The organism is Kribbella sp. NBC_01245 (genome assembly GCF_036226525.1).
In the GTDB taxonomy this organism is placed as follows: Bacteria; Actinomycetota; Actinomycetes; order Propionibacteriales; family Kribbellaceae; genus Kribbella.
Genome location: NZ_CP108487.1, coordinates 6,717,113 through 6,731,837, shown reverse-complemented (window position 1 = coordinate 6,731,837; position 14,725 = coordinate 6,717,113). Strand labels below are relative to the sequence as shown.

12 protein-coding genes are annotated in these 14,725 nt (G+C 67.6%); 9 read left to right on the top strand and 3 right to left on the bottom strand.

Going from position 1 to position 14,725, the window contains the following annotated elements:
- The first annotated feature begins 241 nt into the window (after positions 1-241).
- On the top strand, positions 242-1,318 hold the full coding sequence (locus OG394_RS30700; protein WP_328989881.1) for an IS110 family transposase: 1,077 nt from the start codon (positions 242-244) through the stop codon (positions 1,316-1,318).
- Between the two features lie 603 nt (positions 1,319-1,921).
- Here OG394_RS30700 and OG394_RS30695 read toward each other — a convergent pair.
- On the bottom strand, positions 1,922-3,325 hold the full coding sequence (locus tag OG394_RS30695; protein ID WP_328990645.1) for a beta-N-acetylhexosaminidase: 1,404 nt from the start codon (positions 3,323-3,325) through the stop codon (positions 1,922-1,924).
- A 153-nt stretch (positions 3,326-3,478) separates the two neighbouring features.
- On the opposite strand from OG394_RS30695, the gene OG394_RS30690 reads away from it, so the two are divergent.
- From OG394_RS30690 to OG394_RS30665, 6 genes are all read left to right on the top strand, one after another.
- Complete coding sequence (locus tag OG394_RS30690; RefSeq protein WP_328990644.1) at positions 3,479-4,318, top strand: alpha/beta fold hydrolase; 840 nt, start codon at positions 3,479-3,481, stop codon at positions 4,316-4,318.
- A gap of 40 nt (positions 4,319-4,358) precedes the next feature.
- Positions 4,359-5,621 (top strand): MFS transporter, encoded by a 1,263-nt coding sequence (locus tag OG394_RS30685; RefSeq protein ID WP_328990643.1) that lies wholly within the window; start codon positions 4,359-4,361, stop codon positions 5,619-5,621.
- 217 nt (positions 5,622-5,838) lie between these two features.
- Complete coding sequence (locus OG394_RS30680) at positions 5,839-7,170, top strand: hypothetical protein (RefSeq protein ID WP_328990642.1); 1,332 nt, start codon at positions 5,839-5,841, stop codon at positions 7,168-7,170.
- Positions 7,167-7,883 carry a class I SAM-dependent methyltransferase gene (locus OG394_RS30675; RefSeq protein ID WP_328990640.1) on the top strand — a complete coding sequence of 239 codons (717 nt, stop codon included), beginning with the start codon at positions 7,167-7,169 and terminating at the stop codon, positions 7,881-7,883. Before OG394_RS30680 ends, OG394_RS30675 begins: the two co-directional genes overlap by 4 nt.
- Before the next feature lie 61 nt (positions 7,884-7,944).
- On the top strand, positions 7,945-9,345 hold the full coding sequence (gene radA, locus OG394_RS30670; protein WP_328990639.1) for a DNA repair protein RadA: 1,401 nt from the start codon (positions 7,945-7,947) through the stop codon (positions 9,343-9,345).
- A 132-nt stretch (positions 9,346-9,477) separates the two neighbouring features.
- Positions 9,478-10,416, top strand: a complete 939-nt coding sequence (locus OG394_RS30665) for a beta-ketoacyl-ACP synthase III (RefSeq protein ID WP_328990638.1) — start codon at positions 9,478-9,480, stop codon at positions 10,414-10,416.
- 119 nt (positions 10,417-10,535) lie between these two features.
- Here the strand turns inward: OG394_RS30665 and OG394_RS30660 are convergent, their stop codons facing one another.
- Positions 10,536-11,321 carry a GNAT family N-acetyltransferase gene (locus tag OG394_RS30660; protein ID WP_328990637.1) on the bottom strand — a complete coding sequence of 262 codons (786 nt, stop codon included), beginning with the start codon at positions 11,319-11,321 and terminating at the stop codon, positions 10,536-10,538.
- Between the two features lie 170 nt (positions 11,322-11,491).
- On the opposite strand from OG394_RS30660, the gene disA reads away from it, so the two are divergent.
- The gene (disA, locus tag OG394_RS30655; protein ID WP_328990636.1) at positions 11,492-12,586 is read left to right on the top strand and encodes a DNA integrity scanning diadenylate cyclase DisA; all 1,095 of its coding nucleotides are present in this window, start codon (positions 11,492-11,494) and stop codon (positions 12,584-12,586) included.
- A 45-nt stretch (positions 12,587-12,631) separates the two neighbouring features.
- Positions 12,632-14,101, top strand: a complete 1,470-nt coding sequence (locus tag OG394_RS30650; RefSeq protein ID WP_328990635.1) for a DHA2 family efflux MFS transporter permease subunit — start codon at positions 12,632-12,634, stop codon at positions 14,099-14,101.
- Here the strand turns inward: OG394_RS30650 and OG394_RS30645 are convergent.
- Positions 14,098-14,712, bottom strand: a complete 615-nt coding sequence (locus tag OG394_RS30645) for a hypothetical protein (RefSeq protein WP_328990633.1) — start codon at positions 14,710-14,712, stop codon at positions 14,098-14,100. The two genes, OG394_RS30650 and OG394_RS30645, sit on opposite strands and share 4 nt — an antisense overlap.
- Positions 14,713-14,725 lie beyond the last annotated feature (13 nt).

The following is a 14,725-nucleotide window of genomic DNA, read 5'->3' as shown; positions in this document are numbered from 1 at the left end:
CTATCCGCTCCGAGTTTGGCCGGCCCGTCGACCTGCACTGGTGGTCGCGCGCGGACCGCCAGGTCCACGCGATATCGCGAAACAGGCCCAGCCGGGACGAAGACGGCCACCGCGTGGACCTGGGCGTCCGCAAATCCGCACAGCGTTCACGACTTTTGGGGACAACTCTTCCGCGAGTGGTCGCGTCATGACGTGATGCGATGAAGGGGCGGGGCCTCCCGCCCGTCGTGGTTTCCGAGTGATGCTCGGTGTGCAGGTTTTGCACGAGTGGGGAAGGAGGCCCCTTATGTGTGCAGAGTACGACGGTCGGCAGGTTGTGGGTATTGATCTGCATCGGCGGCGTTCGGTGATTGCTCGTCAGTCTGAGTCTGGTGAGTCGTTGGGGTGGGTCCGGATTGTGAATGACCGTGAGGTGTTGCGCGAGCAGATCGGGTTGGCGGGTCCGGTGCCGCGGGTCGTGGTCGAGGCCACGTATGGCTGGTACTGGGCGGTGGACGAGCTGCGGGCGGCGGGTGCGGAGGTGTATTTGGCGCATCCGCTGGGGGTGAAAGGGTTCAGGTACCGGCGGGTGAAAAACGATGTCCGGGACGCGTTCGATCTGGCGGATTTGTTGCGGATGGGGCGGTTGCCGCAGGCGTGGATCGCGCCGCCGCCGGTGCGGGAGGTGCGGGAGCTGGTGCGGTATCGGGCCAAGCTGGTGAAGGTCCGGTCGGGGTTGAAGGCGCAGGTTCATGCGGTGCTGGCCAAGAATGGTCTCGGGGCGAGGGTGAGTGACCTGTTCGGTGTCGCCGGGCGCGAATGGCTGGCGGGGTGCCGGTTGCCGGCGGCGTATGCGGTCCGGGTCGGGTCGCTGCTGGATCTGATCGATCATCTTGATCGGGAAGAGGCCCGGTTCGCGGCGTTGATTGCGGCCCGGCTGGCCGGTGATGAGGGGTATCGGGTGATTCAGCAGTTGCCTGGTGTCGGGCCGACGTTCGCGGCCGTGTTCGTGGTCGAGATCGGTGATGTGCACCGGTTCGCCAACGCCGCCGCGCTGGCCAGCTGGGCAGGGTTGACCCCGCGGCATCGTGAGTCCGACACGACCGTTCACCGCGGTCACATCAGCAAGCAGGGCTCCCGGCTGGTGCGGTGGGCAGCGGTGGAGGCCGTGCAGCACGCCACCGTGGCCAAGATCGCTGCCGACCGGCACCGCATCGAGCAACGCCGCGGTACCAACATCGCCAAGGTCGCCGCGGCCCGCAAACTACTCACCCTGGTCTATTACGGGCTGCGCGACCACGAGATCCGTGCGCTGGCCCGCTGCCAGGACCCGGTATGAGTAGCTCGACCGCAGCGCACGCAGGGTCGTTGAGTGGTCAGACCTCCCGATCCCGAACCGGTGATCCAGGGCACGGTCGTTGTACGTGATTGACCTCGCGCGCTGCGGGCCGAACCACTCCATGCCCCCAAGACCTGCGGGGCGAAGGGATGACAGGGCAGTCGAGCAACCCGACCTGCCGGACCCTTGCACAAGACAAGGGATGGAGAACCGACCCACAACCCCTATACCGGCATTCCGGTCACAGCAAGGCTGGCGATGGTCTACGACCAGCGTCAAGACCAAGCCCTCCGGGCGGCCTCCGGCCGGCCCTGACCCCGGCCGCACACCACGCTGCCCAAAACCCGACCGGAACCCCACAAAACACGCACCCACCAGCCCCTTGCACAACCCCACCCCTTCAGGGATGACCACTCGCGGAAAGGTTGTCCACAGGAGGCGCATTTCGCGTCCGACTGTCGTTGGCGTTGGCGGTGTTGGTGACCCACAGATGCGGCAGTAGAGCCGGATAACCCTTCCGCGAAATGCCTTGTTGTGTCGCGCGCGTGCAAACACGACAAGGCACCTCGCGAGAGGGTTGCGAGGAAGGTAAGCCGGGTGAGGTTAGTCGAGGGGGCGGTGGTTTAGGCCTAGGGCGGTTAGGCGGGGGAGGTGGATTTGGAGGCGGGCGAGGAAGTCGGGGAAGGGGGTTTTCGGGGAGCCCCAGGCTTTTTCGGCGAAGGCGGACATGCGGGGGAAGAGCATGTAGCCGACGCGGTCCTCGTCTTCCATGTACTCGGTCCAGACCTGGCACTGGGTGCCGATGATGCGGGCCGCTTCCTCGGCGGTGAGCCCGGCCGGGACCACCTCGAAGTCGTACACCTTCTCCAGCGGCGTGAAGTGACCGATGGCGAGCGGCTCGGTCTCGGGGTCGGCCTGGTAGTAGTCGAAGTAGACCGACTCGTGCGGGGCCATCACCACGTCGTGCCCGGCCTTGGCCGCGATCTCGCCACGGTCGGCACCACGCCAGGCCATGATCACGGCGTCCTTCGGGCAGTCGGTCTCGACCATCTCGTCCCAGCCGACCAGGCGGCGGCCGTCCTCCGCGAGCACCGACGACACTTGCGCGGTGAACCAGCCCTGCAACTGGGCCGCGTCGGTGAGCCCGAGCTCGGCCTGCTTCGCCTGCGCCGCCTCGGACTCGCGCCACTGGTCGGCCGGGCACTCGTCACCACCGAGGTGGATATACGGGCCGGGGAAGATGTCGAGCACCTCGCGCAACACCGTGCGAACGAAGTCGACCGTCGCGTCGTTGACGTTCAGCACGTCGTCCGAGATGCCCCAGACCTGACGCACGCCGATCGGGTTGTCCGGGTTGTTGCCGAGCTCGGGATAGGCCGCGATCGCCGCCTGCATATGGCCGGGCAGGTCGATCTCCGGTACGACGTTGATCCCGCGCTCTTCGGCGTACGCGACGATCTCGCGCAGGTCGTCCTTGGTGTAGAAGCCGCCGTGCCGAGTGCCGTCGTACTCGAACTCGGTCTGGCCGTGCGACATCTTGCCGATCATCGTCTCCGGCCGCCAGGCGCCGACCTCGGTCAGCTTCGGGTAGGCGTCGATCTGGACGCGCCAGCCCTGGTCGTCGGTGAGATGCAGGTGCAGGCTGTTCATTCGGTGCAGCTCGAGCGCGTCGATGATGCGCAGCACGAACTCCTTCGGCATGAAATGCCGGGCGACGTCCAGCATCATGCCGCGCCAGGCGAACCGCGGGGCGTCGGCGATGCTCACCACGGGCACGCCGTTCGGCCCGACCAGCTGGGCGAACGTCTGCTCCGCATGCCGCAGCGCCTGGTCCGAACCGGCCGACAAGCGGGCGCCGTCGGTCGTGACGTCGATCCGGTACTCGTCGTCGGGCAGGTTCTCCACCACCGTGCGAAGGGCGTCACCGATCGGGTCGGCGGAGGTCCAATACCCCTCGCCACGGACGAGCTCTCGCGGTGCGGGAATGATCGCGATCAGGTCGGACATACCGAACTCCAGTCAGGCTTCGACAACGCGGCAAGTACACCGTGGACCCTACCGATCCAGACCAGTTCCTTACCAGGTCAGGTCCACCCTCCGGAGTTCGTTGCCCCTGGCATCATGACGGCAGGCACTCAGCCTCCGGACGAAGGAGCCGCCATGGCGGAGTTGGTCAGCCACGAGATCACCGTTGACGAGGTCCTGCAGCGCTACCACGTGGCCGGCGAAGGCCCGGTCCTGCTGGTGCACTCGGGTGGCCCGGGCATCCACTGGGAGTACCTGCGCATGCCGGTGCTGGAGGAGCAGTTCACGACGGTGTACGTCGAACCCGTCGGCACCGGGAAATCCGGCCTGCTGCCCGACGGCCGGTACACCATGCCGCGGTACGCCTCGTTCGCAGCGGCGATCGCGCGCGAGTTCGGTCCGAAGGTGTCATTCCTAGGTCATTCCCATGGCGGGATGGTTGGACTGCAGCTCGCGCACGACCACCCGGAGCTGCTCAACGGTCTCGTGCTGTACGACGCAGCACCGACGTCCGGGGCGGACCTCCTTGCCGAGCGGCTGCTGCAGACCGATGAGTGGGCGAAACGGCGTGCCGGTGATCCGAACGTGCCGGCCGTGCTCGCGGCCTTCGAGCGGCCGCCCACCGACAAGGCCTCGTTCCTCACTTATCTGGCTGGCATCCTGCCCATCTACTTCGCGGACTTCGAGGTGATCAAGGAATCGCTCACCGAGTGGATGACCGCATTGGACCTGACGTACGACGCGAATCGGCAGCCGGACGCGTGGGATATCCGTCCGGACCTGCCGGCCATCGCCGCACCGACACTGGTGCTCGTTGGGGAGTACGACTTCATCTGTGGTCCTCGTTGGGCGCGGGAGATGGCCGAGGCGATTCCGGGCGCCAAGCTGACCGAATTCGCGAATGCCGGGCACTTCGGGCATCTGGAAGTGCCGGAGCTGTTCTTTCCTGCCGTGACGAGATTCGTGTCTGGTTAAACCTGCTGCCGTGGAAGCGAGGCGGTGAGAAGGTGGCGGGGTGACTGCCCATATGCCTCCACCCGACCTGCCGGCACTGACGCCGGGTTCGCTACAGCAACAGACTGTGCGGGTGCTCGTAGTGAGCAACGTGCTCGGTGGAGTTGCAGTGGCCAGTGGAATCGCTGTCTCCGGACTACTCGCAGAGAACATCTCGGGCTCCACGTCGATGGCAGGATTCGCGGCCACTTCAATGACGCTTGGCGCCGCAGCACTCGCCGTACCGATGGCAAGGCTTGCCCGCGCCAAAGGACGCCGTACGTCGCTGAGTGCGGGTTATGCCATCGCACTGGCTGGAGCCGTCCTGAGCATCGTCGCGGCTCAGACGGACTCGCTGGCGCTACTGCTCCTCGGTGGATGCCTCTTCGGCAGCGGGTCGGCTGCAAACCTCCAGGCCCGGTACGCAGCCACGGACGCGGCTGATCCCAAGCATCTCGCTCGAGCCCTCTCGGTCGTGGTCTGGGCCACCACGATCGGTGTAGTCGTCGGGCCGAACCTCACCGGCGTGGGCGGCTCTCTCGGCACAGCTGTCGGTATTACCGCCTTGGCCGGGCCGTACATCTTCTCCGTGGCAGCGTTCGCTCTGAGCCTCGTAGTCGTCTGGCTCGGCCTACGCCGCCTGCACCGGGTTACGACGGCTGCGGCCGTTCCGATGGCGCGTCAGCCGTTGGGCATCACCTTCCGCCAGGTCTTCAGTAATCCGCCGGCCCGGCTCGGCCTGGTCGCCATCGCGACGGCTCATTCCGTCATGGTCGGTGTGATGTCGATGACATCGGTCCACCTGCGGCATCACGGCGCCTCGCTCACGATCGTCGGATTCGTGATCAGCGCGCACGTCGCAGGTATGTACGCACTGTCCCCGGTGATGGGCTGGCTCGCGGACAACCTCGGCCGGATCCGCACGATCGGGATCGGACTCGCCGTCCTCGCCGCCGCCATGCTGGTCGCGGCACTCGCGCCCGATTCGGCTCATAGCCTGACGGCGACGGCCCTGGTTCTGCTCGGCCTCGGCTGGTCGGCCTGCCTGGTCGCAGGCTCGGCCCTGATGTCGGAATCCGTGCCGGCCGACATCCGCACTTCGGCCCAGGGGCTGTCCGATCTGACCATGGGCTTGTCCGCCTCGATCGCCGCTATCGGGGCCGGACCCGTCCTCGACGCCCTCGGCTTCCACTGGCTCGCGGGCCTCTGCGCCCTGCTGCTCATCCCGGTCGCGGTACTGACCGTGACCGCCCTCAAACCACCGTCGGCCATAACCGCGTCATGATGGGTTGATGTCGGGTTATCCACAAGCCGCGCCCGCGGTTTGGCCCGAGGGGATTACGGGCGGATATCATTCGCTTCGGTTCCAGCCGGCCACTTGATATGACTGATAGGCAGCACCGGTTCACCCGGAGTTGCCGGTCTTTCGCGCGAGGCGTCGGGACCTGCTGGAGCAGTACTTATGGACCCGAACGCCCCTAGGGCCCGATGGGAAGGCGACGATGTCACGTCTGCGCGTCGTCGTGCCCGGAATCGCGGTCGTGCTGGTCCTGGTCCTGCTCTTCCTCCTCGGGCGTACGTTCGCCAATCCGCTGGTGATCGCGCCGCCGGTCGCCCCCGCGCCGCAGCCGACGCTGACCGGTGACGACGGCAACCCGGACCCGACCAAACCCGGGCAGGACAAGCGCCCCGCGCAGGACTTGAACGGCGTGCTCGGCGGCGCGGCGTACGAGATCCGCGTGCCGGCCGACTGGAACGGCACGCTCGTGCTCTACGCGCACGGCCTGCGCAACACCTCCGAGGCCCGTGGCGCGCCCCGCGAGGTGTCGGCGTTCCTCAGCGACAAAGCCGAGGACCTGATGCTGGAGAACGGTTATGCCGTCGCCGGTTCGGCGTACCGGCAGGACGGCTGGGCCGTTGCCGAGGGCATCGACGACATGCGCGCCCTCTTCGAGTACTTCAAGGCTGTCGTGGGGCAACCGCAGACGACCTTGATGGCGGGCTTCTCGATGGGCTCGGTGATCGCCTTGAGCGAGCTCGAGCGCAACGACCTGTACGACGGCGTGCTGGCGGGTTGTCCCGTCGGCGCCGGTACGTCGCGGACGTTCGACGCGATGCTGGCGCTGTCGCTGGCCTACGACGCGGTCTACGGCTGGCCGTCCGAGTGGGGCACCCCGGCGGACGTGCGGGACGACCTCGACTTCGAACGAGACGTACAACCGACTCTCACCGAGCAGTACGGCGAACCGGACGGCCCGCGGAACTTCGAGCTGATCCGCATCCTCGCGGGTATTCCGAAGGGCGCCGAGTGGTGGACCCGGGTCTGGGGTTTCGCGACCGAGACCCGCGCCGACCTGGAGCGGCGTGCCGGTGGTCCCGTCGGGCAGAACCTCGACCATCACTACGGCGTCTCCCCCAAGGACCGCCAGCACCTGCACGCGGTCGGCGTGAGCGACAAACTCATCAACGACACGGTCGAGCGAATGGGCGCACTGCGGATCGCGCCCGGCGCCGGCCGGCCATATGCCGAGAAGTACGCGGACTTCAGCGGATTGATCAGTCGGCCGGTGCTACTGCTCGGGACCAGGACTGACGCGCTCATCGCGCCGGCGAGTTCTCAGGCTTACAACCAGACCGTTGATACCGCCGGGACGCAGCAGTGGCTCGCGAACGCCTGGACCTCCGGTAAGGGCCACTGCCAGTTCAGCCCGGGGCAGATCCTCACGGCGGTCGATGCGCTCAATGACTGGGTGCAGATCGGGACCAAGCCGGACAAGTTCCCGGCCTCGCAGGGCTTCATCACGATGAAGCCGCCGTCGTGGTTCCAGCCGTGAAGTTTCCTTCAGTGCGGGCTGACGTCAGCTCGGGCGGGATCCCCAGCCCGAACATCTGGCATCACCCGGCCGTCTATGAGGTGGAGAACCGGGCCGTCGATCCCGGCGGCGTGATCGAGTCGACGATGCGCGAACTGCACGACTGGGCCGGTGCCGTCGTGCTCGACATCGGCTGTGGCACCGGATTCCACCTGCCGCGTTTTGCGACGACCGCTCGTCAGGTGATCGGGATCGAGCCGCACGCGACCCTCGCCGCGGCCGCCCGCCGCCGGACGGCAGGCCTCGGCAACGTCGACGTACGGCAGGCGACCGCACAGGCCCTACCCGTGCCGGACGCCTCGATCGACGTGATGCACGCGCGCTGGGCGTACTTCTTCGGCCCGGGATGCGAACCGGGTCTGGCCGAGCTCGACCGCGTGATGCGCCGCGGCGGTACGGCGTTCGTGATCGACAATGACGCCGGGCGGTCGACGTTCGGCCGGTGGTTCCGCGAGGGTTATCCGATGATCGACCCGGTCAAGGTCGAGCGGTTCTGGTCGTCGCGCGGCTGGCAACGGCACGCGCTCGACATGGGCTGGCGGTTCGAGCGGCGCGAGGACTTCGAGGCGGTCGTCCGGATCGAGTTCAAACCGGAGCTGGCCGAGCGGATCATCGCCGAACACGCGGGCGTCGAGGTCGACTACGCGATCAACCTCTGGACCCGTCAGTACTGAGTTTTCGGGCTTCTCGACGGGCTGCCGGAGAATGTCGGTGGCGTCCTCTAGGTTGTCGGGCATGGCCAAGACTGCGACCAAAACAACGCGATCGCCCTTCCACTGCACGGAGTGCGGCTGGACGGCGGCGAAGTGGATCGGCCGCTGTGGCGAGTGCCAGGCCTGGGGCACGGTGGTGGAGATCGGTGCGCCGAAGGCCAACCGGGTGGTCGCGAGCGCGGTGTCCCACCCGGCCATGCCGATCGGCCAGGTCAGCGCGGTCGAGGCCGAGTCCCGCCCGACCGGTATCAGCGAGCTGGACCGGGTGCTCGGTGGTGGCGTGGTGCCGGGCGCGGTCATCCTGCTGGCCGGCGAGCCGGGGGTCGGCAAGTCGACGCTGCTGCTCGAGGTCGCGGCCCAGTCGGCCCGTCGCGGCCAACGCACGTTGTACGTCTCCGGTGAGGAGTCGGCCGCCCAGGTCCGTCTCCGGGCCGGCCGGACGGACGCGCTGGTCGACGAGTTGTACCTTGCCGCCGAGACGGACCTCGGCTCGGTCATCGGCCAGGTGGACGCGGTCCAGCCGACGTTCCTGGTGGTCGACTCGGTCCAGACGATGGCGCATCCCGAGGTCGATGGCGCGCCTGGTGGGGTGACCCAGGTCCGCGAGGTGACCGGCGCGCTGGTCCGCCTCGCGAAAGAGCGGAACATCGCGATCGTGCTGGTCGGGCACGTCACCAAGGAAGGCGCGATCGCCGGCCCGCGGATGCTGGAGCACTTGGTGGACGTGGTGCTCGCGTTCGACGGCGACCGGCATTCCGGGTTCCGGATGGTGCGAGCGACCAAGAACCGGTTCGGGCCGTCGGACGAGGTCGGCTGTTTCGACATGGTCGACACCGGGATCGTCGAGGTCACCGACCCGACCGGGCTTTTCGTATCCCGTCATGCCGAGCCCGTTCCTGGGACGTGCGTGACGGTGATGATGGAGGGTCGGCGCCCGTTGCTGGCCGAGGTGCAGGCACTCGTCGGGCCGTCCGGAGCGCCGCAACCACGGCGTACGACGTCGGGGCTGGAGTCGAGCCGAGTCGCGATGGTGCTCGCGGTGCTCGGGAATCGCGCGGGGATCAAGCTGTCCGACATGGAGGTGTACGTCGCGACCGTTGGCGGGGTGAAGATCACCGAGCCGGTCGCGGACCTGGCCGTCGCGATCGCGGTCGCCTCGTCGGTGATGGACAAGGCCATCCACCCGGGCCTGATCGCGATCGGCGAAGTCGGCCTGGCCGGCGAGGTCCGCCGCGTCGGTGGCCTCGAAAAACGCCTGGCCGAAGCCGCCCGCCTCGGCTTCACCAAGGCCATCGTCCCCGCCGACACCCCCAACCGCGGCAAGGACCTCAAACCCATGGACATCCAAGCCAAGTACGGCCTCAAGGTCTTCTCCGCCGCCGACATCCGCAGCGCCCTCCTAGCCGCCGGGATCACCAGCTGACCCCCGCTCCGGCGCCGGCGAGTGAGCCGATGAGCGCGTGCCATTGATCACGGCCAGGGGATGAGACAGGCCGCGCCAGCAGGGCGTACTGGCAAGTAGACTGCCAGTCGACCCAGTGGAAGGCAGTGCGACATGACCGGATCCAGAGTTGTTGCCCTCGGCCACTATCAGCCCGACCGGGTGCTCACCAACGCCGAGCTGGCCACGATGGTGGACACCAACGACGAGTGGATCCAGAGTCGCGTCGGTATTCGCGAGCGCCGGATCGCCGCGCCGGATGAGCAGGTCGACGAGATGGCCGCCCGCGCCGCCGAGAAGGCCCTCGCCAACTCCGGGCTCGACGCCACCGAGATCGACATGGTCGTTGTCGCCACGTGTACGGCGATCGACCGCTCGCCGAACGTCGCCGCACGGGTCGCGGCCCGGCTCGGCCTGAGTACGCCGGCCGCACTCGACGTGAACACCGCCTGCTCAGGGTTCAGCCACGCCATCGCGACGGCCGATCACGCGATCCGCGCGGGTGCCGCGACCAAGGCACTGGTGATCGGGGTCGAGAAGCTCAGCGACTGGACGGACTGGACCGACCGCACCACCTGCGTCCTGATCGGCGATGGCGCCGGTGCCGCGGTGCTGGTCGCCAGCGAGGAACCTGAGGTCGGACCCGTGGTCTGGGGTTCGGTGCCGGAAATGTCGGACGCGGTCCGGATCGAGGGCCGCGACGGGACGTTCGCGCAGGAAGGCCAGAGCGTCTTCCGCTGGACCACCACCCAGCTGCCGAAGATCGCCAAGCAGGTCTGCGAGAAGAGCGGCATCACCCCGGAAGACCTCGGCGCGGTCGTGCTGCACCAGGCGAACCTGCGCATCATCGAGCCCCTGGCCAAGCGCCTCGGCGCCGTCAACGCCGTGATCGCGCGAGACGTGATCGAGTCCGGCAACACTTCGGCCGCCAGCATCCCGATCGCCTGGTCCAAACTCGTCGAACGCCGCGAAATCCCCAAGGGCGCCCCGGTCCTGCTCTTCGGCTTCGGCGGCGGCCTCTCCTACGCCGGCCAAATAGTCCGCTGCCCCTAACCGTTCATCGGGCCCTATTGACCCGTTCTCTGCCGCGAGTGGTCACATCTGGTCCGCGCGGCGGTCCGGCAGGCGTCGGCGTGATGGACCAGATGTGACCACTCGCGGCAGAAGTTGGTCTACGGCGTGAAGATGTACGGCGTGGTGGTGGTGACGGGGGTGAAGCCGAGGGATTCGAGGATGGGGGCGCTGTCGGCGGAGGCGTCTACCTGGAGGTAGCGGTGGCCTCGTTCGACGGCACGGCGGGCGCGTCGAGCGACCAGGTTGCGGTAGATGCCCTTGCGCCGCCACGCGGCCAGCGTCGAACCACCCCAGAGCCCGGTGAAGTCCGTGCCAGGAAGGTGCACCGCCCACGCGGCTGAGACGACGACCCCGTCCGCCTCCACGACGTACACGTCGATCGCTGTCGGGTCGGCCGAGATCTTCGAGTCCAGGTCTTCGGCGAGCCAGCCCCAGTCGTCGGACCAGACCTCCGACTCCATCGCCGCGATGCGATCGAGGTCGGCCCGCTCGGTCACCGCGCGAAGCGTCGTACCAGCCGGCAACTCGACCGACGCGAGCCGATCCGCGACGGCCTGGCTCTCGCCGATCATCACGGTCTCGAGCTCCTCCGGTACGAACCCGGCCGCGATCAGCCGCTCGGGCAGATCCGCCGGCAGGTCATGCCCACGCGTCTTCCATTCGACCGACTTGCCGCGCTCGCCGAAGTAGTCGCGCTGCCGAGCGATCAACGCATCCAGCTCCTCCCCGTCGAGTCCCTCCAAAGACCGATAGGTCACGAAGCCCCGTTGCGGGTAGTCGATCCGCAGCACCGGACCGTCCGCATCACTCGGCGTATCGGCAGAACCCCCGCTACGAAGTTGGTCGTCGTACGCCGCCAGCAGTTCTTTCGCAAGAGAATTCACCCGGCGACAGTGACATGGTCGAGCGGCTCCCAGCCAGCGAATTCCCCTGCCCACGTGGGGCAACACAGCGACCACAGGACCAAGAACAAGCGGCAAACAAGCAGATGATTCGGGCTGAACGGGCGCGGGCCGGTCACAGCGCGGCGCCAGGCCGCATAGACTCGGTGACCGTGGCGAACTCCTCGGAGAAGAACAGCACCGGCGTCCGGATGCGAGCGACCCTTGCGGCCGTGGCCCCTGGAACGGAGCTGCGCGAAGGCCTCGAGCGGATTCTGCGCGGCCGGACGGGCGCGCTGCTGGTGGTCGGACATGACAAGACCGTCGACTCGATTTCGACCGGCGGATTCGAGATCGACGTGGAGTTCAGCGCGACCGGTCTGCGCGAGCTCAGCAAGATGGATGGCGCGATCATCCTCGACCGCGACGTCAGCCGGATGCTGCGGGCCGCCGTGCACCTGATGCCGGATCCGTCGATCCACACCGACGAGACCGGCACCCGGCACCGAACCGCGGACCGGGTCGCGCGGCAGACCGGCTTCCCGGTCATCTCGGTATCCCAGTCCATGCACATCATCGCGCTGTACGTCGACGACCAGCGCTACGTGCTGGAGGACTCGGGCGCCATCCTGTCCCGCGCGAACCAGGCCCTCGCCACGCTGGAGCGCTACAAGCTCCGCCTGGACGAGGTCTCCGGCACGTTGTCCGCGCTGGAGATCGAGGACCTGGTCACCGTCCGCGATGTCGCCGCCGTCGCGCAACGGCTCGAGATGGTCCGCCGGATCGCGGCCGAGATCGACGGCTACGTGATCGAGCTCGGTAGCGACGGCCGCCTGCTCACCCTGCAGCTCAACGAGCTCGTCGCCGGTGTGGCCGGCGAGCGCGAGCTCGTCGTCCGGGATTACCTGCCGCCCGCGACCGGCAAGAAGGCCAAGACCGCCGAGGACGTACTGGACGAGCTCGACGCGGTCAGCGCGGCCGACCTGCTCGATATCGGCCAGGTCGCGCGAGCCCTGCAACTGGGTGGCGCCGAGCAACTCGACGCCGCCGTCACGCCGCGCGGCTACCGCCTGCTCGCCAAGGTCCCGCGCCTGCCGGGTGCCGTGATCGACCGCCTGATCGACCACTTCGGCCACCTGCAGAAGCTGCTCGCGGCCAGTATCGACGACCTCCAGACCGTCGACGGCGTCGGCGAGAACCGCGCCCGCACGGTTCGCGAAGGCCTCTCCCGGCTGGCCGAATCCAGCATCCTCGAGCGCTACGTCTAACCACCAGCTGCTGGATTCGCCCGGATCGAGAGCTAGGTTCGGGGAATGGCCGTCCATACCGAAGCCGCCAAACCCGAGCTGAGGCCGTGGCCCGCGCTCTGGGCGCTGGTGCTCGGCTTCTTCATGATCCTGGTCGACTCGACCATCGTGTCGGTGGCGACCCCCGCCATCCTGGTCGACCTCGGCACCGACGTCGGCAACGTGGTCTGGGTGACCAGCGCCTACCTGCTGGCGTATGCCGTGCCGCTGCTGATCACCGGCCGCCTCGGGGATCGCGTAGGGCCGAAGAAGCTCTACCTGACCGGCCTAGTCGTGTTCACCGCGGCGTCGGTCTGGTGCGGGCTGACCAACTCGATCGAGATGCTGATCGTGGCCAGGGTCTTCCAGGGCTTCGGCGCCTCGATGATGACGCCGCAGACGATGGCCGTGATCACCCGGATCTTCCCGGCGGACGAGCGCGGCCGGGCGATGAGCCTGTGGGGCGCCGTCGCCGGTGTCGCGACGCTGGTCGGCCCGATCCTCGGCGGGGTGCTGGTGGACGGCCTCGGCTGGGAGTGGATCTTCTTCATCAACGCACCGGTCGGCGTGATCGGCTTCGTGCTGGCGATGCGGCTGGTGCCGGACCTGCCGACGAACGAGCATCGCTTCGACTGGCTCGGCGTCGCGCTGATCACGGTCGGCCTGTTCTGCCTGGTCTTCGGCATCCAGGAAGGCCAGAAGTACGACTGGGGCACGATCACCGGGCCGATCTCGGTCTGGGCCCTGATCAGCACCGGTCTGGTCGTGATCGCGTTGTTCCTGTTCTGGCAGAGCCGCAATCCGCGCGAGCCGTTGCTGCCGCTGAGCCTGTTCCGCGACCGGAACTTCTCGTTGGCCAACATCGCCATCACCACGATCGGCTTCTCGATCACCGCGATGACCTTCCCGTTGATGCTGTACGCGCAGTCCGTTCGCGGCTTGAGCCCGACGCGGGCGGCGTTGCTGCTGGTGCCGATGGCCGTCATCTCCGGAGCCCTTGCGCCGTTCGTGGGCAAGCTGACCGACAAGGTCCACCCGAGGTACTTGGCCGGCATTGGGCTGACCTGCTTCCCGGTGTCGCTGGTGTGGCTTGCACAGGTCATGACTCCGCAGGCACAAGTCTGGGAACTACTGCTGCCTATAGGTCTCCTGGGCGTCGCTAACGGGTTCATGTGGGCACCGATCGGCAGTACGGCGACTAGGAACCTCCCGATGCATCAGGCGGGTGCAGGCGCCGGGGTCTACAACACCACTCGGCAGGTCGGTGCAGTGCTTGGTAGCGCGGGTATCGCCGTGCTGATGGAGTCGCGGCTTGCGACCGAGCTAGGCACTACGGAGCTTGCAGCCGAAGGCTTTGGCATGCACTTGCCTGAGAATCTCCACGACGGCTTCAGCACTGCAATGGCTCAATCGCTCTACCTGCCGGCAATCGTGCTGGTAGTCGGTCTAGTGGCCGCAGTCTGGTTCGAACGGCCGCTGCACATGCGCAAGGACTAGCTGATCCGGAAGGCCTGGATCGCCGAGGCGCGGCCGTCGTACTCCGCTTGGGCTGTGTAGGTCCCGGGCTTGGCGATCGTCTGGCCCGGGGTGCAGCCGGCGACCGAGCGACGGCCGTCCCAGCGGATGTTGCCCGTGTAGTCCGTCTTGTCGGCCAGCACGGTCGTGGCCTTGGTGACCGCCTTCTGGCAGTGCGCGCTCGTCCAGATCCGGTCGTTGCCCGACATCACCGTCAAGGTCAACCGGGTCGGGTCGATCTCGGCCTTGCACGAACCACTGAGTGCGCCGATGACGATCCCGAAGTTCAGCGTGCCTCCGGCCAGGATCGTCCGCGTCGCGGGCGCCACGCCGATCCGGATGTCCGACCCGGCACACCGAGCCACCTCGCCCGGGGTCGTCGTACCGCTCGAAGGGGTTGTCGTCGGAGTGTTCGTGCCGGAGCCAGCGCCGGGAGTCATCGAGGCCTGTTGTGGGTCTTCCCCACCGCCGCCACCCCCGATGACGCGGAGTAGAACGAAGACGAGGGCGAAGAGGGCGACGAGCAGCAACCCACGGCGGAACCAGTACACGCTGGCCGGCAGATGCCCGACCGGACGGAGCAGGCTGCTCATGGCAGCACGATAG